Annotated in this window: 22 protein-coding genes; 2 read left to right on the forward strand and 20 right to left on the reverse strand. The window is 62.6% G+C overall.

Features of this window, described 5'->3' with window-relative positions:
* Positions 1–38: 38 nt before the first annotated feature.
* From hfq to dusB, 8 genes are all read right to left on the reverse strand, one after another.
* Positions 39–281, reverse strand: a complete 243-nt coding sequence (gene hfq, locus BLU15_RS12615) for an RNA chaperone Hfq (RefSeq protein WP_003535434.1) — start codon at positions 279–281, stop codon at positions 39–41.
* A 109-nt stretch (positions 282–390) separates the two neighbouring features.
* A complete protein-coding gene (locus BLU15_RS12620) occupies positions 391–1,254 on the reverse strand; it encodes a D-amino-acid transaminase (RefSeq protein WP_090295701.1) in 864 nt (287 codons plus the stop codon).
* Between the two features lie 10 nt (positions 1,255–1,264).
* Positions 1,265–2,641, reverse strand: coding sequence for a Trk system potassium transporter TrkA (gene trkA / locus BLU15_RS12625; protein ID WP_034795767.1), 1,377 nt, complete (start codon positions 2,639–2,641; stop codon positions 1,265–1,267).
* Between the two features lie 48 nt (positions 2,642–2,689).
* Positions 2,690–4,054 (reverse strand): two-component system response regulator NtrX, encoded by a 1,365-nt coding sequence (gene ntrX, locus BLU15_RS12630; RefSeq protein WP_060582471.1) that lies wholly within the window; start codon positions 4,052–4,054, stop codon positions 2,690–2,692.
* Entirely contained in the window at positions 4,044–6,314 is a 2,271-nt protein-coding gene (locus BLU15_RS12635) for a sensor histidine kinase NtrY-like (protein WP_090295703.1), read from the reverse strand. Before BLU15_RS12635 ends, ntrX begins: the two co-directional genes overlap by 11 nt.
* A 221-nt stretch (positions 6,315–6,535) precedes the next feature.
* Complete coding sequence (gene ntrC / locus BLU15_RS12640) at positions 6,536–7,990, reverse strand: nitrogen regulation protein NR(I) (protein WP_034795776.1); 1,455 nt, start codon at positions 7,988–7,990, stop codon at positions 6,536–6,538.
* Positions 7,987–9,138 (reverse strand): two-component system sensor histidine kinase NtrB, encoded by a 1,152-nt coding sequence (locus BLU15_RS12645; RefSeq protein WP_034795779.1) that lies wholly within the window; start codon positions 9,136–9,138, stop codon positions 7,987–7,989. Before BLU15_RS12645 ends, ntrC begins: the two co-directional genes overlap by 4 nt.
* Positions 9,135–10,178, reverse strand: coding sequence for a tRNA dihydrouridine synthase DusB (gene dusB, locus BLU15_RS12650; protein WP_090295706.1), 1,044 nt, complete (start codon positions 10,176–10,178; stop codon positions 9,135–9,137). The genes BLU15_RS12645 and dusB overlap by 4 nt, the downstream gene beginning before the upstream one ends.
* A 148-nt stretch (positions 10,179–10,326) precedes the next feature.
* Here dusB and BLU15_RS12655 point away from each other — a divergent pair, with 148 nt between their 5' ends.
* Both BLU15_RS12655 and BLU15_RS12660 read left to right on the forward strand, forming a co-directional pair.
* Positions 10,327–11,532, forward strand: a complete 1,206-nt coding sequence (locus BLU15_RS12655; protein ID WP_176960287.1) for a bifunctional 2-C-methyl-D-erythritol 4-phosphate cytidylyltransferase/2-C-methyl-D-erythritol 2,4-cyclodiphosphate synthase — start codon at positions 10,327–10,329, stop codon at positions 11,530–11,532.
* Entirely contained in the window at positions 11,532–12,029 is a 498-nt protein-coding gene (locus BLU15_RS12660; RefSeq protein WP_090295710.1) for a CinA family protein, read from the forward strand. Before BLU15_RS12655 ends, BLU15_RS12660 begins: the two co-directional genes overlap by 1 nt.
* On the opposite strand, the gene BLU15_RS12665 is transcribed toward BLU15_RS12660, so the two are convergent.
* The 12 genes from BLU15_RS12665 to eno form a co-directional block, all read right to left on the reverse strand.
* On the reverse strand, positions 12,017–12,466 hold the full coding sequence (locus BLU15_RS12665) for a type II toxin-antitoxin system RatA family toxin (RefSeq protein WP_060516918.1): 450 nt from the start codon (positions 12,464–12,466) through the stop codon (positions 12,017–12,019). The two genes, BLU15_RS12660 and BLU15_RS12665, sit on opposite strands and share 13 nt — an antisense overlap.
* Before the next feature lie 9 nt (positions 12,467–12,475).
* Positions 12,476–13,066, reverse strand: a complete 591-nt coding sequence (locus BLU15_RS12670) for a P-loop NTPase family protein (RefSeq protein ID WP_089044599.1) — start codon at positions 13,064–13,066, stop codon at positions 12,476–12,478.
* A gap of 91 nt (positions 13,067–13,157) precedes the next feature.
* Positions 13,158–14,129, reverse strand: coding sequence for a lipoyl synthase (gene lipA / locus BLU15_RS12675; protein WP_034795803.1), 972 nt, complete (start codon positions 14,127–14,129; stop codon positions 13,158–13,160).
* Between the two features lie 131 nt (positions 14,130–14,260).
* A complete protein-coding gene (locus BLU15_RS12680; protein ID WP_090295713.1) occupies positions 14,261–14,512 on the reverse strand; it encodes a GlsB/YeaQ/YmgE family stress response membrane protein in 252 nt (83 codons plus the stop codon).
* Between the two features lie 74 nt (positions 14,513–14,586).
* Positions 14,587–16,032, reverse strand: coding sequence for a dihydrolipoyl dehydrogenase (lpdA, locus tag BLU15_RS12685; RefSeq protein WP_090295716.1), 1,446 nt, complete (start codon positions 16,030–16,032; stop codon positions 14,587–14,589).
* An 18-nt stretch (positions 16,033–16,050) separates the two neighbouring features.
* Positions 16,051–16,632: a GNAT family N-acetyltransferase gene (locus tag BLU15_RS12690; RefSeq protein ID WP_089044598.1), complete on the reverse strand. Its 582-nt coding sequence runs from the start codon at positions 16,630–16,632 to the stop codon at positions 16,051–16,053.
* Positions 16,633–16,634: 2 nt separating this feature from the next.
* A complete protein-coding gene (locus BLU15_RS12695) occupies positions 16,635–17,276 on the reverse strand; it encodes an SGNH/GDSL hydrolase family protein (RefSeq protein ID WP_090295719.1) in 642 nt (213 codons plus the stop codon).
* Positions 17,277–17,342: 66 nt separating this feature from the next.
* Complete coding sequence (locus BLU15_RS12700) at positions 17,343–18,680, reverse strand: pyruvate dehydrogenase complex dihydrolipoamide acetyltransferase (protein WP_089044597.1); 1,338 nt, start codon at positions 18,678–18,680, stop codon at positions 17,343–17,345.
* Positions 18,681–18,695: 15 nt separating this feature from the next.
* Positions 18,696–20,066: a pyruvate dehydrogenase complex E1 component subunit beta gene (locus tag BLU15_RS12705; protein WP_060516909.1), complete on the reverse strand. Its 1,371-nt coding sequence runs from the start codon at positions 20,064–20,066 to the stop codon at positions 18,696–18,698.
* Between the two features lie 17 nt (positions 20,067–20,083).
* Positions 20,084–21,130, reverse strand: coding sequence for a pyruvate dehydrogenase (acetyl-transferring) E1 component subunit alpha (pdhA, locus tag BLU15_RS12710; RefSeq protein ID WP_034795824.1), 1,047 nt, complete (start codon positions 21,128–21,130; stop codon positions 20,084–20,086).
* Between the two features lie 136 nt (positions 21,131–21,266).
* A complete protein-coding gene (locus tag BLU15_RS12715) occupies positions 21,267–21,587 on the reverse strand; it encodes an FtsB family cell division protein (RefSeq protein WP_034795840.1) in 321 nt (106 codons plus the stop codon).
* A gap of 146 nt (positions 21,588–21,733) precedes the next feature.
* Positions 21,734–23,008, reverse strand: coding sequence for a phosphopyruvate hydratase (gene eno, locus BLU15_RS12720; RefSeq protein WP_060516907.1), 1,275 nt, complete (start codon positions 23,006–23,008; stop codon positions 21,734–21,736).
* Positions 23,009–23,125 lie beyond the last annotated feature (117 nt).

The following is a 23,125-nucleotide window of genomic DNA, read 5'->3' on the forward strand; positions in this document are numbered from 1 at the left end:
AATTTTGAATCACGTTTGGTAATGTGCCTAACGTCCCGTCAGGATGCGGCTTCTTCGTTCTCGAACATCTGCAGCGGCTGGCCGGGCATGATGGTCGAGATCGCGTGCTTGTAGACCAGTTGCGAGTGGCCGTCGCGACGCAGCAGGACGCAGAAGTTGTCGAACGAGGTTACAACGCCGGTAAGCTTGACGCCGTTGATGAGAAAAATTGTCAAGGAAATCTTTTGCTTGCGGACCGTATTGAGAAAGAGATCCTGCAAGTTTTGAGAACGTTCCGCCATCGCGCCGCTTCTTTCTTATTTGCCGGCGTTTTGCGCCGGTGCATTTTTGTCAAATTCAGCAATCAGAGGCGCCACAAGTACCTTCCCCGACACCTCTTCAGAGTTGGTATCAAATCAATGTCTTTTCCGCAACGCCGAAAAAGGCTTCGCGAATATTCTGTGCTATGCTTCCTGGATGGCCGTTGCCGATCGGCTTGCCGTCGATCGAAACGACCGGAAAACAGATGCTGGTGGCGGCCGTAATAAACACTTCGCGCGCCGCGAGCATCTCATCGCCCGAGAACGCCCTCTCCTCGATTTTAAGCCCAAGCGGCACCGCTACATCCATCAAGGTGGTGCGGGTGATTCCCTTGAGGATGCCGTGTTCTGCCGGTCGTGTGCGCAGGTTTCCGTCGCGATCGACAATCCAGACATTGGTCGCTGCGCCTTCCTTCACCGTGCCGTCGGCATCGACGAAGATCGCCTCCTGTGCGCCTTCCTCCTTGGCCTTCTGGCGCGCCAGCACGTTGGGCAGAAGCCCGACCGACTTGATGTCGACACGATCCCAACGGTTTTCCGGCACCGTGATCGCCGCAATGCCATGGGTCGCCTTCCTGGCAATGGCTGCAGCGTCGGTGCGCTTCGCCGTCACCACGATCGACGGGCGTGTTTCCGCTACGGGAAAGACGTGATCGCGGCGCGCCACGCCGCGCGTGACCTGCATGTAGAACAGGCCGTTTCTCACCCGGTTGCGCCGGATAACTTCGCGGATCACGTGGACGAGCGCGGCCCTTGTCATCGGCCAGTCGATGCGCAGTTCGCTGAGCGAGCGGCCGAGGCGATCGAGATGACGGGTGAGATCGACGATATAGCCGTGACGCACCTCGCAGACCTCGTAGACGCCGTCCGCAAACTGATAGCCGCGGTCCTCGATATGGACGCCGGCGTCCGCGTGCGGCACGTAGGCGCCGTTGACATAGGCAATTCGGGACATCGTCTCGACCTTAGAAATACTGGATGCTGACGCGGAACAATTGCTCGACATGGCGCACCGCATCGGCCGTGGCAAAGAGCACGACGCGGTCCTTCGCCTTGATCCGGGTGGCGCCATCAGGGCGGATGAACGTCTTGTCGCGATAGAGCGCGCCGATGCGGATTCCGTCGGGAAGTTCGAGGTCGCGCAGGGCCTTGCCGACGAGCGGCGACGTTTCCAGAGCCTCGGCCTCGATCACCTCGGCCATGCCCTTCTGCACCGCATAGACCGAGCGGATGCGGCCCTTGCGGACATGCTGCAGCACGCGCGAAATGGTCACCGCGCGCGGGTTCACATAGGCGTCGACGCCGGCAGTCGCGGCAAAATCCTGGTAGGACGGTTCGTTGATGAGGACGAGTGTGGACTTTGCACCCAGGTGTTTCGCCATCATACTGCCGAGGATGTTGATCTGGTCGTTGTTCGTGAGCGCCACGACGAGATCGGCGTCCTGGACATCGGCCTGCGCGAGGATCCGCTGGTCCATGGCCGACCCGTTGAGGACGACCGTGCTGCTCAACTTGTCGGCCATCATCACCGCGCGGTCGCGATCGCTCTCGATCAGCTTCACCCGCGTGCGCGGCTGGTGTTCCTCGATCGTCTTGGCGACGAAATAGCCGACATTGCCGCCGCCGAAAATGATGATGCGCCGCGCCTCCTGCTCTTCGTGGCCGAAGAGCGTAAGCGTGCGCCGCGCATGATCCCGATCGCAAACGACATAGGCGATATCGCCCGCCTGCAACTGGTCGTCGGAATGGGGCACGATCACCTTGCCGTTGCGGAAAATGCCGGTGACGGTCGCAAGCAGGTCAGGAAACAGTTCGCTCAACTGTTGCAGCGGCGTGCCGACGACGGGACAGTCTTCCAGGCACTCGAAGGCGACCATGGCGATGCGGTCATCGGCGAAACGCACAACGTCGATCGCGCCGGGAAAGGAAATGCGCCGCAGCACGAGCCGCCCGACCTCAACTTCGGGCGAGATGGTGACGTCGATCGGCACGTTCTCGCGCGAAAACAGGTTCGCATACTCAGGCGCGAGATAGCTCTGCGCCCGAATGCGCGCAACCTTCGTCGGCACGTTGAAGATCGCGTGCGCCACTTCACAGGCGACGATGTTGACTTCGTCGGACAGCGTGACCGCAATCAGCATGTCGGCCTGGTCAGCACCCGCCTTGGCGAGCACATCCGGATGCGCGCCATGGCCGACGTAACCGCGCACGTCGAGGCTCTCGGTGATGTTGGCGATCAGCGCCGCCGACGTATCGATCACCGAAACGTCGTTGTCTTCCTGCGCCAGTCGCTCGGCAATGCCGTAACCGACCTGCCCCGCGCCACAAATGACTACCTTCATGTCGTTCTTTCACATGCGAGCGCGGGCGGGTTGGCCGGAAATTCCGGTTCAGACGCCCAGCGACTTCAGCTTCCGATGCAGCGCCGACCGCTCCATACCGACAAACTCCGCCGTGCGCGAAATATTGCCGCCGAATCGGTTGATCTGCGCGATCAGATAATCACGTTCGAACATTTCGCGAGCCTCGCGCAACGGCAAGGTCATGATGTGCTGGTCGCCCTGGGCCGAAATCTTCGGCAGGGTGTCACCCACTTCGGTCGGCAGCATGTCGGCCGAGATCGGCGTATCCGGACCGTCGCTGCGGGCAAGGATCATCAGCCGCTCGATGTTGTTGCGAAGCTGGCGGATGTTGCCCGGCCAGTCATGCGCCTGCAGCACCGCCAGCGCGTCGTCGCCGATCTTGCGCGGACGGATGCCCGCCTGCTCGCTGACCTGGCGCATGAACATGTCGACGAGGAACGGAATGTCTTCGCGCCGCTCGGCGAGTGCCGGAACACGAACCGGAATGACCGCCAGCCGGTGGAACAGGTCTTCGCGGAACAGGCCCTCGGAGATCATGTTTTCGAGATTGTAGGCCGTCGACGAGATGATCCGGACGTCGACCTTCACGCGTTTGGTGCCGCCGACACGCTCGAACTGCTGGTCGACGAGCACGCGCAGGATCTTGTTCTGCGTCTCGCGCGGCATTTCGCCGATCTCGTCGAGATAAAGGATGCCGCCATGGGCTTCCTCGAGCGCGCCCGTGCGGCGCGGCTGGCCCGGCGTGCCCTCGGTCCCGAAGAGGGCGATTTCCATTCGGTCCGGCGTGATCGCCGCTGCGTTCAGCGCCACGAAGGGGCCCGTCGATCGCGTCGACTTGCGGTGGATCATGCGCGCGACCAGTTCCTTACCGGAACCCGAGGGCCCCTGGATCATGATGCGGCTGTTGGTCGGCGCGACCTTTTCGACCGTCTGGCGAAGCTGCGAGACGGCAACGGACGTGCCGATCAGCTCGACCGGATCGCCGGACTTCTTCTTCAGCTCCGAGACTTCGCGCTTGAGCTTGGAATTTTCCAGCGCCCGTTCGGCGATCAGGATCAGACGGTCGGCCTTGAAGGGCTTCTCGATGAAATCATAGGCGCCGCGCTTGATGGCGTTGACCGCGGTCTCGATGTTGCCGTGACCGGAAATCATGACAACCGGAAGATCCGGGTGCCGCCCCTTGATCTCGTCGAGCAGCGCCAGGCCGTCGAGGCGGCTTCCCTGCATCCAGATGTCGAGGAAGACCAGCCGCGGCACGCGATCGCTGATCGCCGCCAGCGCGCTGTCGCTGTCGAAGGCGGTGCGCGTTTCGTGCCCCTCGTCGGACAGGATACCCGACACGATCTCGCGGATATCTTCCTCATCGTCCACAACCAGAATATCAGCGGCCATCGCTCGCACCCTTATCCTTCAAACTCTCTTCGCCCCCGGTTTCTCCGGCAGGCGGCAGGATCACGCGGATCATCGCCCCGACACCACCGTCGTATTCGGCAGGCGCGTCGTGCAATTCCAATTGTCCGCCATGGTCCTCAATGATCTTCTTGACGATGGCGAGACCCAGGCCCGTGCCCTTCTCGCGCATCGTCATGTATGGCTCCAGAATACGGTGCCGATTTTCCGTGGGCAGACCCTTGCCGTTGTCGATGATGTCGACGACGAACTGGCCGGTCGCCGCATCGGTTCGCGCACGCGCCACGACGACAGGCTGGCCGCGGACCGCATCCGCCGGCACCGCCTCGATCGATTCCACGGCATTCTTGACGATGTTGCCGAAGGCCTGGCCAAGCATGCGCCCGTCGAACAAGCCCTCAAGCGGCTCCTCGCCGAAGTCGCGCACGAAGTTGATGTGGTTGTTGCCCATTTCGCGCAGGAACACTGCATCCTTCAGGATCGCGCGAAGATCCGCCCGTTCCTTTGTCGGCTTCGGCATGCGCGCGAAGGCCGAGAACTCGTCCACCATGCGTCCGATGTCTTCCACCTGGCGCACGATGGTGTCCGTGCACTGGTCGAAAACGGCTTTGTCGTCCTGATTGATCTGTTTGCCGTAGCGCCGCTTCAGGCGCTCGGCGGAAAGCTGGATCGGCGTCAGCGGGTTCTTGATCTCGTGGGCGATGCGGCGCGCCACGTCCGCCCAGGCGGTCGAGCGCTGGGCGATGACGAGATCGGTGATGTCGTCGATGGTGATGACGTAGGATTCGTTCGCCTCGCCGCCCTCTTCGCGCGTCACCTGAACGTTCAGCGTGCGCTCGGTTCCGCCGCGCATGACGTTGATCTGCTTGCGGTAATCGTTGCGATGGCGCCCTTCGGCCTCGACCAGGACCTCCTCGATCTCGGGCGCGATCTGCCTGAGATCGGCACCGAGAAGATCCGGCGCGGCCTTCTTCAGGAAATCTTCGGACGACGGATTGGCAATGGTGATCTGGCGGTCACGACCGACACCGATGACAGCCGCGGTCACGCCCGACAGAACCGCCTCGATGAAGCGGCGGCGGTGGTCTACTTCGTCCTTGGCCTCCAGGATCTGCTCCTGCTGGCTGCGGATCTCAGAAACCATCTTGTTGAAGGTTCGTGACAGATTACCGACGTCGCCATCGACGGCGCGCACCGGCACGACGACATCGAGATTGCCGGAAGCGACGCTGTCGGCGGCACCGATCAGCTGGCGGATGGGCCGGACAATCCGGTCAGCGACTGCGATCGCGGTCCAGATCGCGGCAAGCAGTACGATGAGGGCAAAGCCGAGATAGAGGACGCCGAAGGCGATCTGGGTGAAGGTTCGCCCGGCCTCGAGCATCTTGTACTCGGCGGTGTTCTCCTCCATCAGCCGGAGCGAGCGCATCACCTCCGGATCGACGTTTCGAACCGTGTAGAGGAAGGTGCCCGGGATGTCGTCGAGCGGGATGACCGCGCCGACAAGGTTGGTAATCCCCGGCGGGATCAGAGTCGGCTGGCCAGAGACGGAACTCTTCAACGCATCCGGCGGGATCGCCGGCAGCGGCCGATCGGTCGAGATGTTGGCCTGCACGATGGGGCTGCCGTCGGCACGCACAAGAAAGGCGCCCAGCATACCGCGTCCGCGCGCCTGGCGGGTCATCAGCTCGGCAAAGCCCGTGCGGTCGAGGCTGTAGAGCTGACGGTTGCGCTCGAGGTCGTTCGCCATCGACACGGTCTGGCCCTGGAGATAGCTGGCATTCTCGAGCACATAGGCCTGCGCCACGTTGATCGAGGAGCGGACGATCGCCTGGGTTCGGAGCGAAAACCAGCGGTCAAGGCCGACATCGAGCGTGATGCTGGCAAAGATCGCGACGAGAACCGCCGGCGTGATCGCCACGATTGAAAACAGCGCGACGATGCGCACGTGCAGTCGCGCTGCGGCACGGCCTTTGTGGCGGGCGCGCAGGAGACGCAGGATTTCACGGGCGATCAGATAGATGAGGCCGACGACGAAGAGGCTGTTGATCGCCGCACAGGCGATGACGATATTTCGTTCGAGCTTGATTGGCGTCAGGCCGAGAAGCACGAGCAGGGAAACGGTCGCACAGATCAGCGCGCCGGTTGCCAACATCAGGCCCGGCAGGGCAAAGGAGCCACGGCGATCCTGCGCCGCCAGTCCCTCATCTGTGCCCAGCGGCAAGGCCATTGCGTCCACCATGAAAAGCGTTCCCCCAACCGTCGCCGGCCGGCGACGGCATCTCTTGCTTGCATTCTCGGGTCAAAGGTTGACCTCACCACCCAGATGGGCTGCCCCGCTGCACCCCCGTCAATCGATTGGGTCAAATCGATTGAACAGGACGGCAACGACGCGCGATTCGGCGGCCGTTATCCGTTCAAGCAACGCATTGTGGCGAAAATGCAACGGTGGGTGCGACCAAGTCAAGCGCTGCGTGAGCTGCGATAGACCGAAACACCGAGCTCGCGGATCTTCTTGCGCAGCGTGTTGCGGTTGAGGCCGAGCAGATCGGCCGCCTTGATCTGGTTGCCGCGGGTGGCGGTGAGCGCTGCGAGGATCAGCGGATACTCCATTTCCGCAAGTACCCGGTCGTAAAGGCCGGCCGGAGGCAAGGCCTCGCCAAAGCTTGCGAAATACTGGCGCATATTTTCTTCGACCGCCTGCGAAATCGTCAGCGAGCCCGGACGCGCCGCCGCCTTCTCGATCGGGCTATCCGGGATCTCGGAGCGAAGCTCGTTTTCGATGATCTCGCGGCTGATGACATCCTGTGGATAAAGTGCCGTCAGGCGCCGCACCAGGTTCTCCAGCTCGCGAACGTTGCCCGGCCAGGGGTGCGCCTTCATCAGCTCCAGCGCCTCATGGTCGAAGCGCTTGACGTCCAAGCCTTCCTTTTCCGCTTGCTGGACGAAGTGGCGCACGAGGTCCGGAATGTCCTCGGCACGGTCGCGCAGCGGCGGCAACCGCAGCGGCACGACGTTCAGACGATAGTAGAGGTCTTCGCGGAACAGGCCCTGATTGATCGACTGCTTCAGGTCCTTGTTGGTTGCCGCGACAATACGCACGTCGGAGCGGATCGGCGTGCGGCCGCCGACGGTCGTATATTCCCCCTGCTGCAAGACCCGTAGAAGACGCGTCTGCGCGTCCATCGGCATGTCGCCGATTTCGTCGAGGAAGAGCGTTCCGCCTTCGGCCTGCTCGAAACGCCCGGTCGAGCGCATCTGCGCACCGGTAAAGGCGCCCTTCTCGTGGCCGAACAGTTCCGATTCGATCAGGTCGCGCGGGATCGCCGCCATGTTGATCGCCACGAAAGGGCCGTTGCGGCGCTTGCCATAGTCGTGCAGCGCGCGTGCAACAAGCTCCTTGCCGGTGCCGGACTCTCCGGTAATCATCAGGGTCAGGTCGGTCTGCATCAGGCGCGCCAGCACCCGGTAGATTTCCTGCATCGCAGCCGAGCGGCCGACCAGCGGCATGCCGTCCTGGGTGTCGTCGTCGAGCTTTGCCGGCCGGCGCTTCGGCTCCGACAGCGCCCGGCCGATGATGCCGATCAACTCGGTCAGGTCGAAAGGCTTCGGCAGATAGTCGTAGGCGCCCTTCTCCGAGGCCTTGATCGCCGTCATGAATGTGTTCTGGGCGCTCATGACCAGCACTGGCAGGTCGGGGCGCGCCTTCTTGATGCGCGGGAGAAGATCGAAGGCGTTTTCGTCCGGCATCACCACGTCGGTCACGACCAGATCGCCATCGCCCGCCGCAATCCAGCGCCACAGCGTCGCCGCGTTGGAGGTGATGCGGACATCGTAGCCGGCGCGGCTGAGCGCCTGGTTCAGCACGGTGCGAATGGCGGCATCGTCATCCGCGACGAGGATCGTGGCACCGGTCATGCAAGGTTTCCTTTTGTCATCGGCATGTCGTCGTCATCCGCGGCCTGGCCCTTGGAGGCAGGCATCAGCACGCGGAAGGTGGTGCGGTTCTGCTGGCTGTCGCATTCGACGATCCCGCCATGGCCGCCGATGATCTTGGCAACCAGAGCGAGACCCAGGCCTGAACCATTGGTCTTGGTGGTGATGAAGGGGTCAAACAAGAGCGGCAGCAGGTCCTGAGGGACGCCTGGGCCATTGTCGTGCACGCAGAATTCCAGCGGCAGCGAGATCTTCTCGCGCGTCCCGGCAACCGACAGGCGAATGCCCGGCCGGTAGGCGGTCGTCAGCAGGATTTCGCCGTCGTGGCGTTCGCCGATCGCTTCGGCCGCATTCTTGATCAGGTTCAGGAACACCTGAACCAGCTGATCGCGGTTGGCATAGACGGGCGGCAGCGACGGATCGTAGTGCTCCGCGAACTTGATGTGGCGGGCGAAGCCGGCCTTGGCGATCGCCTTCACGTGGTCGAGCACCGAATGGATGTTCAGCGGCACGCGATCGACGGGGCGCTCGTCGGAAAACACCTCCATGCGATCGACCAGCGAAACGATGCGGTCGGTCTCGTCGCAGATCAGCCGCGTCAGCGCGCGGTCCTCGTCGTTGGCGGAGGTCTCCAGCAGTTGCGCAGCACCGCGGATGCCTGAGAGTGGGTTCTTGATTTCATGCGCCAGCATCGAGGCGAGACCGGTCACCGAACGGGCAGCGCCGCGATGCGTCAGCTGCCGGTCGATCTTGTCGGCCATCGAACGCTCCTGGAAGACCACGACGACCGCACCCGGCTCGGACAGTACAGGGGCGACATAGAGATCGACGAGCTTGTCGGCCCCAAGGCGCGGCGAACTCAGGTCGACGCGATACTCGTTGACCGGCGCCTTGCGCTCGCGCACCTGCTCGATCAGCGTCAGCAGCGGACTACCAAAGGGAATGAAGGCGCTGATGTCATGGCGCGCCAGGTGGTTGGCGCTGGCGCCGAAAAACGATTCGGCCTCCCAGTTGGCAAAGGCGACGAGACCCTTGGCGTCCACCATGATCACCGGGTTCTGGATGGCGTTCAGAACCGCCATCGACAGACCGTTGGCGACGGCATCCGGCATGCTCGGTTTCTCGGTCATGCGGCAATTCCTTCTGCGACCGCCTCGCCTTCCGGCTTACTCGAGGCGGCGTCGAGCATCGCCGCACGGGCTCTGTCGCGGACGAAACGGGCATCGGTCGATGTCAGGATTGCGGCCTTTTCCGGACCCGCAAGGTCAGGGGCGGCGCGATCGAGATACCAGGCGACATGCTTGCGGGCATGCCGGAGGCCGACCTCAACGCCATAGAATTCGAGCATCATCTCGTAGTGCTCCGCAAAGATATCGGCGACCTCCGCCGCTGACGGATGCGTGACCGCCCCGGCGAGAAGCCCGACGTGCCACGGGCGCCCCTGCGAGGACCGGCCGGCCATGACGGCGTCCGCGCCCGATCGGCGGAGAATCTTTTCCGCATCGGCGACCGTCTCCACGTCACCATTGGCGACCAGCGGCACGGTAACGACGTCGCGGACCAATCGGATCGCATCCCAATCCGCCTTGCCGTTGTAGAACTGCATGCGCGTGCGGCCGTGCACGGTAATTGCCTTCACGCCCGCCTCTTCGGCGCGCTTGGCAATCAGCGGCGCATTGATCGAGTTTTCATCCCAGCCGAGCCGCATCTTCAGCGTCACGGGCACATCGACGGCGTTGACGGTCGCCTCAACCAGCGACAAAGCGTGATCGGGGTCGCGCATCAGGGCCGAACCGGAGTAACCGCCCGTCACCTTCTTTGCCGGGCAGCCCATATTGATGTCGATGATGTCGGCGCCATTGTCGGCAGCGATCTTCGCGGCCTCCGCCATCCAATGGGCCTCACGGCCCGCAAGCTGGACGATGTGCGGCTCGATCCCGGAGTTCTTCAGCCGCGCCCAGGATTCCTGGGCATTGCCGACCAGTTCACGGCTCGCCACCATTTCAGTCACGACGAAACCCGCACCGAAGCGCCAGGCAAGCCGCCGGAATGGGAGATCGGTGACGCCGGACATCGGCGCGAGCGCAACTCGGTTGCGGATTTCGATGGATCCGATGCGAAGCGGAGACGAAAGAGCCGGAATTGGCAAATGCATATCTTTCAGGCACATGTTGTTCCTGCACTATTTTTAGACATTGTTCTCGGACTTGCCAAGCGATTTCGGCGCGGCGCGCAAAATTCTAAGCTCAGCTGGCAAAGCACGACCCTTCGCGGTACATCACGGCGAAGATCGGCGAATGCGGGACCTCATACAGAAAATGCAGCCTCAAGAACAGTTCAAGTGCGGCGTGGTTATCGTTGCGGCAGGACGCGGCGAACGCGCCGGGCAATCCGCCGAGGGCCCGAAGCAGTACCGAACCATCGGCGACCGCCCCGTTATCGCCCATACGCTTGACACTTTCGCGACATGGCCGGGCGCCGGTCCGATCGTCGTCGTCATCCATCCGGACGACGAGGCGCTGTTTAACGCCGCACGCAAACGCTCGGTGGCCGAGGATGTGATCATCGTCCACGGCGGCGCGACCCGGCAGATATCGGTGCTCGCCGGCCTCGAAGCCCTGGCCGACATCGGCGCGCGCCGCGTGATGATCCACGATGCGGTGCGCCCCTTTGCCGATCACGCGCTGCTGTCGCGGTGCGTTGCGGCATTGAGTGAGGACGTCAGGGCCGTACTGCCGGCGGTCGCCGTCGCAGACACGCTGAAGCGTGCCGGCAAAGATGGCACGGTCACGGAAACCGTGCCGCGCGACGGCCTCTACGGCGCGCAGACGCCTCAGACATTCGATCTCCAGGCAATTCTTGCCGCTCACCGGGAGGCGGCGAGAAGCGGCCGCACGGATTTTACCGACGACGCGTCGATCGCCGAATGGGCCGGCCTCAAGGTCGTGCTCGTCGAAGGCGCCGTCGACAACGTCAAGCTTACGCTGAAAAGGGATATCGCCATGGCCGACGAAAAACTCAAGCGCACCCCCCTGCCCGATGTGCGCACTGGCAACGGCTACGACGTGCACCAGCTCGTCGAGGGCGACGGCGTCACGCTCTGTGGCGTCTTCATTGCGCACACCAAGAAACTTTCCGGCCATTCCGATGCCGACGTAGCGCTGCATGCGCTGACCGACGCATTGCTTGCCACCTGCGGCGCCGGTGACATCGGCGACCATTTCCCGCCGTCCGACCCGCAATGGAAGGGCGCGCCGTCGCGCATCTTCCTGGAGCACGCGGCCAAAATCGTGCGCGAGCGCGGCGGCATCATCACCAATGCAGACGTTTCGCTGATCGCCGAAGCGCCGAAGGTCGGGCCGCACCGCCTGACGATGCGCGAAAATCTCTCGGACATGCTGGGGATTTCACTCGACCGGTGCTCGGTCAAGGCAACGACCAACGAACGCCTTGGTTTCGTCGGCCGCGACGAAGGCATCGCCGCGATCGCCACGGCGACGGTCGTCTATGGGAACCTTTCGTGATGTGGTCCGCCGACATCGAAGTCAAAGCCAGTGAGATCATCGCGCAGTTCACGGCACATGGCCTCAAGGTGGCAACCGCCGAATCCTGCACTGGTGGCCTGATCTCCGGGGCGCTGACCGAGATCTCCGGCTCGTCCGCAGTCCTCGACCGCGGCTTCGTCACCTATTCCAATGAGGCAAAGGTCGCAATGCTCGGCGTCGAGACGGCGACGCTCGTCGCCCATGGTGCCGTCTCGCGGCAGACGGCGATCGAGATGGCACAGGGCGCAATCGCGCATTCGGCGGCTGACTTCGCCGTTGCCGTCACCGGCATTGCTGGGCCGAGCGGTGGTTCGGCTGAAAAGCCTGTCGGCCTTGTGCATCTCGCTGCGGCAGGGCGAAACGGCGCGCTGCTGCATCGCGAGATGCGCTACGGCGATATCGGCCGCAGCAACATAAGGCTTGCGACCATCCGCACCGCACTCGATCTGCTCACGCAGATCGCTCAGGCCGAATAGATGCTGTCGGCGCGCTTTTCGAAGGCGTCGGAGAACATGCGGAAGGCACGGTCGAACATCGAGCCCATCAAGGCCCCGAGGATGCGGCTCTTGAACTCGTAGTCGATGTCGAAGTGCACGATCGACTGCCCCTCGCCCGAAGGCTCGAAGCGCCAGCGGTTGTCGAGATATTTGAACGGCCCGTCGATGTATTTGACGTCGATCGTCCGCTCTGCCTTGTTCAGCAGCACCTGCGTCGTGAAGGTCTCGCGGATCGCCTTGTAACCGACGGTCATATCGGCAAGCAGAAGCACTTTTCCATCGCGCTCCTTGCGCGAGCGTACCGTCAGTGCCTCACAGAGCGGCAGGAACTGCGGATACTGTTCGACGTCGGCAACGAGGTCGAACATCTGGTCTGCGGTGTGCTTGACGACGTGGTTGGTTTCGAAATGCGGCATAAAGGGGAGTTAAGCGGGAGAACCGAGAAGATCAAGGAGCCTGCGCATCTGGCGCCGCGATTTCAACTGCAGAACTGGCACGTCAGGGCCGTGCTTCGCCAGACCTGCGACGATGTGCGGCGTAAACTTCTGCTCAAACGTCCAGATGAACTGAAGGAAATCCCAATCGACCTTTTCGATGCAGCCCGGCGCCATCTCCGGGCGGGTGCGGCCGAAATGTTTCAGCCAGCGGGTGACGACGCCCCATATGCAGACAAGCCGCGGCATGCGCACCCAGATCACGATGTCGCTTCTCGGCACCCGGATATCGAATGTGGACGGACCGGTGCCATCCATGACCCAGCGATCGGCGGCGATCCTCTCGACAATGCGCTGGCGCTGCTCCGCCCGGTCACGCTCTGCCCAACCCGGCAACCACCGGATATCGCGATCGATCGAGATGTAGGTCAACTGGAACTGACGGGCGAGCTTCTGCGAAAGCGTCGACTTGCCGCCGCCGGAGCACCCGACAACGAGGATACGCCTGGCACTGCGAATATGGTCGGCGGCAACGGCATCGTCGACATAGCTGACGATTGCCGGTTTTGACGGCAGGTCCATGGAAACTCCCGCGGAACTCGGGAACAAGGAAACCCAATGCGAAACTCCGGCGCGGGGCCGGAGTTTCGGTATTTTTTGAGCGGCCGAGCCGTCAGCCTGCCACGGCCGCCAGCTTCTTTTCGCGGGCTGCACGCAGCCGCGCAAAGTCGTCGCCGGCGTGGTGCGACGAGCGCGTCAGCGGGCTCGACGACACCATCAGGAAGCCCTTGGTGTAGGCGACAGTCTCGTAGGACTTGAACTCCTCGGGCGTGACGAACGCTTCGACCTTGTGGTGCTTGCGCGTCGGCTGCAGGTATTGGCCGATCGTCAGGAAGTCGACATCGGCGGTCCTCAGGTCGTCCATCAACTGCAGCACTTCGTTGCGCTCTTCGCCGAGGCCGACCATGATGCCGGACTTGGTGAACATGGTCGGGTCCAGTTCCTTCACGCGCTGCAGCAGGCGGACCGAGTGGAAGTAGCGCGCACCCGGGCGGACCGTCAGATAGTTGCCGGGAACCGTTTCCATATTGTGGTTGAAGACGTCAGGCTTGGCGGCAACGACGCGTTCCAGCGCACCCGGCTTCTTCAGGAAGTCCGGCGTCAGGATTTCGATCGTGGTCGTCGGCGAGGCCTCGCGGATCGCCCAGATGACCTTCTCGAAATGTTCGGCGCCGCCATCTTCCAGATCGTCACGGTCGACCGAAGTGATGACGACGTGGCTGAGGCCCATCTGCTTGACGGCCTTGGCGATGTTGGCCGGCTCTTCCATGTCGAGCGCATTCGGCTTCCCGGTCGCGACATTGCAGAAGGCGCAGGCGCGGGTACAGATCTCGCCCATGATCATGAAGGTGGCGTGCTTCTTGTCCCAGCATTCGCCGATGTTCGGGCAACCGGCTTCCTCGCACACGGTCACGAGCTTGTGCGAACGCACCAACTCGCGCGTCTCCTGGTAGCCCTTGGACATCGGCGCCTTGACGCGGATCCACTCCGGCTTGCGCATCACTTCCGTGTCGGGCTTGTGGGCCTTTTCCGGGTGGCGGACGCGTTGCGCCCGGTCAGAGACGGCATCGAACACCGTTACCATACTGTCTTCCTCGTCGCGGCGGGTCCGGCATCAGGCCGGATGACCCATTTTCGCTCTATATAGACGGCCCGACCGGAAATGTCAGGCCGTCTATTTTCGAAGCCCGACGGAAGCACAGAAGGCCCGGCAGACTATCGTTTCACGACCCGACCAGCGGCGATCAACAGGCATGCGCCGATGAAGCCGATGATCAGGTAAGCGACCCATCCGGCATACGCCATGTTGAATGCCGCCAGGATGAAATTCAGCACCACCGCGCCGATGATGCCGAGCACTATGTTCATGATCAGCCCCATGCTGCTGCCCATGAACTTCTCCGCGAGCCACCCAGCCAAACCGCCAACGATGATCGCAGCCAAAATACCGACGCCGTTCACGCTCATTTTGGTCTCCGTGCATTGAAAATGCGCCCATTATCAATGCCAAAGCTACACCAAAAACGCCGGCGCCGAAACCATCAGGCGTTGAGCGCGCGGCCGTAGGCGTCGAGCACGCTTTCCTTCATCGTCTCGGAGATCGTCGGATGCGGGAAGATCGTGTGCATCAGATCTTCTTCGGTCGTCTCGAGGTTCATCGCGACGACGAAGCCCTGGATCAGTTCGGTGACTTCCGCACCGACCATGTGGGCGCCCAAGAGTTCGCCGGTCTTCTTGTCGAAGATCGTCTTGACCAGACCCTGGTCTTCGCCCAGCGCAATCGCCTTGCCGTTGGCAACGAAGGGGAAACGGCCGACGCGGATGTCGCGTCCGAGTTCCTTGGCCTTGGCTTCCGTAAGGCCGACGGAGGCGACCTGCGGGTGGCAATAGGTGCAGCCCGGGATCTTCAGCTTGTCCATCGGATGAACGTTCGGCAGGCCAGCGATCCTTTCGACGCAGATGACGGCCTCATGCTCGGCCTTGTGGGCGAGCATCGGCGGTCCGGCGACGTCGCCGATCGCGTAGACGCCGGGAACGTTGGTCTTGCCGTAGCCGTCGATGACGATGCAGCCGCGGTCGGTTTTGACCCCGAGCGTTTCGAGGCCGAGGTTCTCGATGTTGCCCTGAACGCCGACGGCCGAGATCATGCGGTCAGCGGTGATCTTCTCGACCTTGCCGTCCTTCATCTCGACATGGGCGGTGATCGAGTTGGCAGCCTTCTCGACCTTCGTCACCTTGGCCTGGAGATGGATCTTCATGCCTTGCTTTTCGAACTGCTTCTTGGCGATGTTCGAAATCTCGGCATCTTCGACCGGCATCACGTTCGGCATCACTTCGACGACCGTCACGTCCACACCCATGGTGCGGTAGAAGGAGGCGAATTCGATGCCGATCGCGCCCGAGCCCATGACCAGCAGCGACTTCGGCATTTCCTCAGGCTTCATCGCCTCGAAGTAGGTCCAGATCAGCTTGCCATCGGGCTCGATGCCCGGCAGCGCGCGTGGGCGGGCGCCGGTCGCGATGATGATATGCTTGGCGGTGTAGGTGCCCTCGCCCTTAGTGTTCTTCGGCAGCGGCGCCTGCGGCTGGACAACCGGCTTCGTCGACTTGCCGACGACGATCTCGCCGGGCTTCGTGAGCTTGGCTTCACCCCAGATCACATCGACCTTGTTCTTCTTCATCAGGAAGCCGACGCCGCCATTCATGCGCTCGGCAATGCCGCGCGAGCGTGCAACGATCGCCTTCAGGTCCGGCGTCACGGTGCCTTCGATCTTGATGCCATAGCTGGCCGGGTGCTGGGCGTAGTGCAGAACTTCGGCGGAGCGCAGCAGCGCCTTGGTCGGGATGCAGCCCCAGTTGGAGCAGATGCCGGCCAGGTGCTCGCGCTCGACGACCGCGGTCTTGAGACCCAACTGTGCCGCACGAATGGCGGCGATATAGCCCCCCGGACCCGAACCGATGACGATGACGTCGTAATTCTCAGCCATGTGTTTCCTGCCTTTGTCTCAAGCGACCTTGCGGGTGAAGAGCACCCAGTCGTGTTTCTTGCTTTCCTCAAAGAGCGGAACCGCCTCGGCGCGCGCTGCCTCGCCGAAACCGTTTGCCCTGTATAGTGCCTGAGCCCTGCCGTTGTGGCTCTCGGTGATCAGGCTCACCGGCGCCGATCCGGCGCGTTCGAATTCCTTGGCCAGAAGCGCCTTGCCGATCCCCCGGCCGCGCTGATGGCGATAGACGCCCAGGCTCTCTATGAACCAGTGGCCGACGATCTGCCGCTGCAGCGCCAGCAGGGGCTCGAGAACCGGGTGCCCGGCAACAATCTCAGCCGCTTCCGGCCCGACCCCGTAGCCGAGCGACACTCCGGCAACCTCGTCATCGACCTCGGCAACCAGCGCATCACGCCAGTTCCCCGGACCCGGCTCTTCGCGCAGCTTGTTGCGCCCGCGCTCAAAAGCCGTATCCGTCACCCCATGCTGGACGGCGCCGTACCAGAGCCAGGAGGCAAAGCCATGCGCGGCGATATCGACGAGGATGGCGAGTTCCGCCGCCTCACGTCTTTCGGCCGGACGTATGGTGACGCCCCCGACCATTCTCAGACCCCGAGCATCATCCGCACGACCGGTTCCAGACCCCGGCCAATCGCACGCGTGTTTTCCGCATCGAGATGCACGCCATCGAGCGGCGTCGTCACCGCCACTGATCCGGCATCGAAGAAGCCGCAATCGAGTTCGTCGGCGAGATCGCGATAAAGGGGCGCCAGCATCGAAGACTGCTCGATGCCGCCTGCGAACATTGCGGCAAAGCCGGCGTCGGCCGTTTCGCAAATCACCGGCGGCGACACGATCAGGATCTCCGGGCCGTCCTCACTCTCAACCGGCCAATCGTGACGGCGCACCAGATTGACCAGCCGTTCGACGCCCTTCACGGCGCCGAAGGCGGTTCCGTGGATCACCGGCTTCATGTCATTTGCGCCGAGAAGAAGAATGATGAGATCGAGCGGCGCGTGGCTGTGCAGCAGCGTCGGCAGCACCTTCGCACCATTGCGGTCGCAATCGGCGAGGTGATCGTCGTAGGCGGTCGTGCGGCCGTTCAGCCCCTCGGCGATGACCTGGACGTCCGGCCCCAGCGCCTTCTGCAAGACACTCGGCCAGCGATCGGCAAGCGCATGTCGACCGCCATCGGTGGCATCGTAGCCCCAGGTCAGACTGTCGCCATAGCAGAGAACTGTTTTCATCGTCCGGGCCCGCCTTCGACTGCGCGAAAAGGAACGGACCGGCCCGAAGGCCGGTCCCCATCCAACTCAGACCAGCATGCCCATCGGGTTTTCGATGTAGCGTTTGAAGGCACCGAGCAGTTCGGCACCGAGCGCGCCATCGACGCAGCGATGGTCGGTCGAAAGCGTGACGGTCATGACGTTGGCGATGACCATCTGCTTGTTCTTGACGACGACGCGCTCCTCGCCGGCACCGACCGCGAGGATCGTGGCATGCGGCGGGTTGACGACGGCGGCGAAGTTCTTGACGCCCATCATGCCCATGTTGGAGACGGCAGTCGTGCCGCCCTGGTATTCTTCGGGCTTCAGCTTGCGGTCCTTGGCACGCTGGCCGAGGTCCTTCATCTCGTTGGAGATGGCCGACAGGCTCTTCAGTTCCGCCTGGCGGATGATCGGGGTGATCAGGCCGCCCGGGATCGACACGGCAACGCCGACATCGGCGTGCTTGTGCTTGACCATATTACTCTCGGTCCACGAGACGTTCGCGTTCGGAACATCGCGCAGTGCCAGCGCCAGGGCCTTGATGACCATGTCGTTGACGGAGAGCTTGTAGACCGGCTTGCCACCCTGCTCGGGAGCCGCTGCGTTGAGCTGCGCACGCAGTGCCAGCAGCGCGTCGAGTTCGCAGTCCACCGACACGTAGAAGTGCGGGATCGTCTGCTTGGATTCGACGAGACGCTTGGCGATCGTCTTGCGCATGCCGTCATGCGGCACGAGTTCGTAGGAGCCCGGCTCGAACAGCTTGAGAACGGCGTCTTCCGACATGCCCTTGGCAAGCGGTGCGGCTGCAGGAGCAGCAGCACCGGCGGCCGGTGCGGCGGCGGGCTTGGCAGCACCACCGGAGACGGCGGCTTCGACGTCCTTCTTGACGACGCGGCCATGAGGACCGGTGCCGGCAACTGCCGACAGGTCAATGCCCGCGTCCTTTGCCAGACGGCGTGCGAGCGGCGAGGAGAAGACGCGTGCGCCGCCCTCGGCCTTGGCCGGCTGGGCTGCAGCCGGTGCAGCGGCAGGAGCCGCAGCCGGAGCGCTCGGCGCTGCCGGTGCAGGCGCTTCGGCCTTGGCGGCGGGTGCCGGTGCTGCCGCGCCGTTGCCGCCCTTGGCGGCGGCGGCGACATCCTCGCCATCGGCGGCGAGAACGGCGATCAGCGCATTGACCTTGACGCCATCGGTGCCGGCGGGAACGACGATCTTGGCAACGGTGCCTTCGTCGACGGCTTCGACTTCCATCGTCGCCTTGTCGGTCTCGATCTCGGCAATCACGTCACCGGACTTGACCTTGTCGCCTTCCTTGACGAGCCACTTGGCCAGATTGCCTTCTTCCATCGTCGGGGAGAGGGCAGGCATTGTGATGTTGATAGGCATCGAAGGGCCCTCCCCTTATTTGTAGCAAACGGCTTTCACCGCATCGACAACCTCTGCGACGTTCGGAAGCGCGAGCTTCTCGAGGTTCGCGGCGTAAGGCATCGGCACATCCTTGCCGGCGATCGTCAGGATCGGGGCGTCAAGGTAGTCGAAGGCCTGCTGCATGACGCGGGTTGCGATCTCGGTGCCGACGGAAGACTGCGGGTAACCTTCTTCGACGGTGACGAGGCGGCCGGTCTTCTTGACGGATTCGATGACCGTCGGCAGGTCCATCGGACGGATGGTGCGCAGGTCGATCAGTTCGACATCGATGCCCTGGGCTTCGAGTTCGGCAACCGCCTTGACGGCGTAGGTCATGCCGATACCGAAGGAAACGATCGTTGCGTCCTTGCCGACCTTGTGGATACGGGCCTTGCCGATCGGCAGCACGAAATCGTCAAGCTTCGGCACTTCGAAGGAGTGACCGTAAAGGATTTCGTTTTCGAGGAAGATGACCGGGTTCGGGTCGCGGATCGCAGCCTTGAGCAGGCCCTTGGCGTCGGCAGCCGTGTAGGGCATGACGACCTTGAGGCCCGGGATATGGCTGTACCAGGCGGCGTAGCACTGCGAGTGCTGCGCGGCCACGCGGGCAGCCGCACCGCTCGGGCCACGGAAGACGATCGGCGCGCCCATCTGGCCGCCGGACATATAGAGTGTCTTGGCAGCGGAGTTGATGATCTGGTCGATCGCCTGCATGGCGAAGTTGAAGGTCATGAACTCGACGATCGGACGAAGGCCGGTCATGGCAGCGCCGACGCCGACGCCGGCAAAGCCGTGCTCAGTGATCGGGGTATCGATGACACGGCGGGCGCCGAATTCCTGCAGCAGGCCCTGGGTAATCTTGTAGGCGCCCTGATATTCGGCGACTTCTTCACCCATGACGAAGACGTCGTCGCTTGCGCGCATTTCTTCGGCCATGGCGTCGCGAAGTGCTTCGCGAACGGTCATCGTCACCATTTCGGTGCCGGCAGGGATCGCCGGATCAGCAGCGACTTCGACCTTCGGCTGGGCTGCAACCGGAGCCGGCGCGGAAGCGGCCGGCGCTTCGGCAGCGGCTGCCTTCGGCGCTTCGGCCTTCGGAGCGGCGATGTCGCCAGCGCCTTCGCCGTCTTGCAGCAGCACGGCGATCGGGGTGTTGACCTTGACGCCTTCGGTGCCGGCGGCAATCAAGAGCTTGCCGATCGTGCCTTCATCGACGGCTTCGACTTCCATCGTTGCCTTATCGGTCTCGATTTCAGCAATGACGTCGCCGGAGGACACCTTGTCCCCCTCGTTCTTCAGCCATTTCGAGAGCGTGCCTTCCTCCATGGTCGGGGAAAGGGCGGGCATAAGAATTTCTACTGGCATGTTTGTCCCTCCCCGGATCAAAGCAGGATGTCGGTGTAGAGCTCGGATGCATCCGGCTCCGGATCGGCCTGGGCAAAATCGGCGCTGTCAGCAACGATGTCACGGACTTCCTTGTCGATCTGCTTCAGCTCATCCTCGTTCGCCCAACCCTTTTCGGTCAGACGCGCCTTCACCTGCTCGATCGGGTCATGCTCCGAGCGCATCTTCTGCACTTCGTCCTTCGAGCGGTACTTCGCCGGGTCGGACATCGAGTGACCGCGGTAGCGATAGGTCTGCATCTCAAGGATGATCGGACCCTTGCCCGAGCGGCAATGCTCAACAGCCTCGTCGCCGGCGGCCTTGACCGCGCGCACGTCCATGCCGTCGACCTGGAAGCCCGGAATGTTGAAGGAGACGCCGCGCTGCGAGAAGTCGGTCTGTGCCGAAGCCCGCGAAACGGAAGTCCCCATGGCGTAGCGGTTGTTCTCGATCACGTAGATCACCGGCAGCTTCCAGAGCTGCGCCATGTTGAAGCTTTCGTAGACCTGGCCCTGGTTGGCAGCGCCGTCACCGAAATAGGCAACGGACACATTGTCGTTTCCGCGATAGCGGTTGGCAAAGGCAAGACCGGTGCCGAGCGACACCTGGGCGCCGACGATGCCGTGGCCGCCATAGAAGTGCTTTTCCTTGGAGAACATGTGCATCGAGCCGCCCTTCCCCTTGGAAAGGCCGCTGCGACGACCGGTGAGTTCGGCCATGACGCCGCGGGCGCTCATGCCGCAGGCCAGCATGTGGCCATGATCACGGTAGGCGGTGATGACCTGGTCGCCTTCCTTCAGCGCCATCTGCATGCCGACGACAACGGCTTCCTGGCCGATGTAGAGGTGACAGAAGCCGCCGATGAAGCCCATGCCATAGAGCTGGCCGGCCTTTTCCTCGAAACGCCGGATCAGCAGCATCTCGCGGTAGGCACTCAGATCTTCCTGTTTGGAGAAGTCGGCGAACGTGCCGCCGTTGAAGTCTTTCTTCGCCGGCTTTGCGGCACTCTTGCGGCTGGAAACGGACGCGGATTTTCGCGGAGCCATTCGTTCCTCCCAATGGTTAGCCTTTTGCGGTTACCATAGGGAAAGAAAGCAGACACAGCAATGCCATATTTGCATGGCTCGCATTCCGCACAAATAATTGATTTTACTTCACAAATTCCAATTAACTGAATTCAGGTTAATTTGCGGCACGGTGGAAAATAACGATCTCGTCACTTCGCGACATGTTCAGCGCGAGGCGAGCCTTTTCATCCAGCATGTCCCGTTCCAGCGACCCATCACTCATCAGCTGAACCTCCTTTTCGAGGATCATTCGCTGCTTCGTGAGCTTATCCAGCCGCGCCTGCCGCTCGACGATCTGACGATCGAATTGCTCGGTCGCCTTCAGGCCATAGCCGCCGTGAATGGAATGATAGCCGAAGTAGGAGAGAAAGGCGACCGCGATCAGCGGCATCACCAGCCGACCCAGTTTCCGTTTCTTATGATGCCGTGTCCACATGCATTCCCGCCCTGATACGCAGTACGGCAATCAGATTAGCGTCGATTGATTAACCGACCGTTGACCATGAACGGCAGGAAAATAGAAACCCGCCCACACGGGGCCGTGTGGGCGGGCTCAGTTTTCAGACAAAAATCAGGCGGCGATCAGCCACGCAGGATCGAGCGGCCGGCGTACTTGGCCTGCACGCCGAGCTGCTCTTCGATGCGGATCAGCTGATTGTACTTGGCGAGCCGGTCCGAACGGGCAAGCGAGCCGGTCTTGATCTGGCCGCAGTTGGTGGCAACCGCGAGATCGGCGATCGTCGCGTCCTCGGTTTCGCCCGAGCGGTGCGACATGACGGCGGTGTAGCGCGCCTTGTGGGCGGTCTCGACGGCGTCGAGCGTTTCCGACAGCGAGCCGATCTGGTTGACCTTGACGAGGATCGAGTTGGCAACGCCCATCTTGATGCCGTCCCGCAGGCGGGCCGAGTTGGTGACGAACAGGTCGTCGCCGACGAGCTGGCACTTGTTGCCGATGAGGTCGGTCACAGCCTTCCAGCCGTCCCAGTCGTCTTCGGCCATGCCGTCTTCGATCGAGAAGATCGGGTACTTGGCGGCGAGTTCCGCCAGGTATTCAGCCATGGCACCCGGCTCCAGCGTGCGGCCTTCGCCTTCGAGCACGTACTTGCCGTCCTTGAAGAATTCGGTTGCGGCGCAATCGAGCGCGATGAACATGTCTTCGCCCGGCTTGTAGCCAGCCTTCTCGATCGACTTCATGATGAAGTCGAGCGCTGCCGGAGCAGAGGCGAGACCCGGCGCGAAGCCGCCTTCGTCGCCGACATTGGTGTTGTGGCCGTCGGCTGCAAGCTGCTTCTTCAGCGTGTGGAACACTTCCGAGCCCATGCGAACCGCATCACGCATCGTGTCGGCGCCAACCGGAACGATCATGAACTCCTGGAAGTCGATCGGGTTGTCGGCGTGCGCGCCACCGTTGATGATGTTCATCATCGGAACCGGGAGCACGTGGGCGTTCGGACCACCGACGTAACGGTAGAGCGGCAGGCCGGCAGCTTCGGCGGCAGCCTTGGAAACGGCAAGCGAAACGCCGAGAATGGCGTTGGCGCCGAGGCGCGACTTGTTCGCCGTGCCGTCGAGCTCGATCATGGTCTTGTCGATCTGGATCTGGTTCTCGGCATCGAGACCGCCGATCGCTTCGAAGATCTCGCCGTTGACGGCTTCGACGGCACGTTCAACGCCCTTGCCGAGGTAACGCGTACCACCATCGCGCAGCTCAACAGCCTCATGGGCACCGGTCGAGGCGCCCGACGGGACTGCCGCGCGGCCGAAGCTTCCGTCTTCCAGGTACACGTCGACCTCGACGGTCGGGTTGCCGCGGCTGTCCAGAATTTCTCGGCCGATGATGTCGATGATTGCAGTCATGATCTCTTCCCTGTTGAGGACGGTGGGTGGTCGGGGCCTGTCATACGCCAAGGCCTCGAAATTACAATGGCGCGCAATATGCAAAAACAACCGCGCCATTGCGGTTCATGAAAATTT

Source organism: Ensifer sp. YR511, assembly GCF_900103045.1.
GTDB lineage: Bacteria > Pseudomonadota > Alphaproteobacteria > Rhizobiales > Rhizobiaceae > Ensifer > Ensifer adhaerens.

Bases quoted from the DNA above. Each gene is read 5' to 3' on its own strand.
- eno (WP_060516907.1), bottom strand. From the start codon at position 23,008: ATGACTGCAATCATCGACATCATCGGCCGAGAAATTCTGGACAGCCGC.
- BLU15_RS12665 (WP_060516918.1), bottom strand. From the start codon at position 12,466: ATGCCGCATTTCGAAACCAACCACGTCGTCAAGCACACCGCAGACCAG.
- BLU15_RS12620 (WP_090295701.1), bottom strand. From the start codon at position 1,254: ATGTCCCGAATTGCCTATGTCAACGGCGCCTACGTGCCGCACGCGGAC.
- BLU15_RS12705 (WP_060516909.1), bottom strand. From the start codon at position 20,066: ATGCCAGTAGAAATTCTTATGCCCGCCCTTTCCCCGACCATGGAGGAA.
- lipA (WP_034795803.1), bottom strand. From the start codon at position 14,129: ATGGTAACGGTGTTCGATGCCGTCTCTGACCGGGCGCAACGCGTCCGC.
- dusB (WP_090295706.1), bottom strand. From the start codon at position 10,178: ATGTGCCTGAAAGATATGCATTTGCCAATTCCGGCTCTTTCGTCTCCG.
- hfq (WP_003535434.1), bottom strand. From the start codon at position 281: ATGGCGGAACGTTCTCAAAACTTGCAGGATCTCTTTCTCAATACGGTC.
- BLU15_RS12635 (WP_090295703.1), bottom strand. From the start codon at position 6,314: ATGGTGGACGCAATGGCCTTGCCGCTGGGCACAGATGAGGGACTGGCG.
- BLU15_RS12700 (WP_089044597.1), bottom strand. From the start codon at position 18,680: ATGCCTATCAACATCACAATGCCTGCCCTCTCCCCGACGATGGAAGAA.
- BLU15_RS12660 (WP_090295710.1), top strand. From the start codon at position 11,532: ATGTGGTCCGCCGACATCGAAGTCAAAGCCAGTGAGATCATCGCGCAG.
- BLU15_RS12715 (WP_034795840.1), bottom strand. From the start codon at position 21,587: ATGTGGACACGGCATCATAAGAAACGGAAACTGGGTCGGCTGGTGATG.
- BLU15_RS12670 (WP_089044599.1), bottom strand. From the start codon at position 13,066: ATGGACCTGCCGTCAAAACCGGCAATCGTCAGCTATGTCGACGATGCC.
- BLU15_RS12655 (WP_176960287.1), top strand. From the start codon at position 10,327: ATGCAGCCTCAAGAACAGTTCAAGTGCGGCGTGGTTATCGTTGCGGCA.
- BLU15_RS12690 (WP_089044598.1), bottom strand. From the start codon at position 16,632: ATGGTCGGGGGCGTCACCATACGTCCGGCCGAAAGACGTGAGGCGGCG.
- BLU15_RS12680 (WP_090295713.1), bottom strand. From the start codon at position 14,512: ATGAGCGTGAACGGCGTCGGTATTTTGGCTGCGATCATCGTTGGCGGT.
- BLU15_RS12645 (WP_034795779.1), bottom strand. From the start codon at position 9,138: ATGACCGAGAAACCGAGCATGCCGGATGCCGTCGCCAACGGTCTGTCG.
- lpdA (WP_090295716.1), bottom strand. From the start codon at position 16,032: ATGGCTGAGAATTACGACGTCATCGTCATCGGTTCGGGTCCGGGGGGC.
- trkA (WP_034795767.1), bottom strand. From the start codon at position 2,641: ATGAAGGTAGTCATTTGTGGCGCGGGGCAGGTCGGTTACGGCATTGCC.
- ntrX (WP_060582471.1), bottom strand. From the start codon at position 4,054: ATGGCCGCTGATATTCTGGTTGTGGACGATGAGGAAGATATCCGCGAG.
- pdhA (WP_034795824.1), bottom strand. From the start codon at position 21,130: ATGGCTCCGCGAAAATCCGCGTCCGTTTCCAGCCGCAAGAGTGCCGCA.
- BLU15_RS12695 (WP_090295719.1), bottom strand. From the start codon at position 17,276: ATGAAAACAGTTCTCTGCTATGGCGACAGTCTGACCTGGGGCTACGAT.
- ntrC (WP_034795776.1), bottom strand. From the start codon at position 7,990: ATGACCGGTGCCACGATCCTCGTCGCGGATGACGATGCCGCCATTCGC.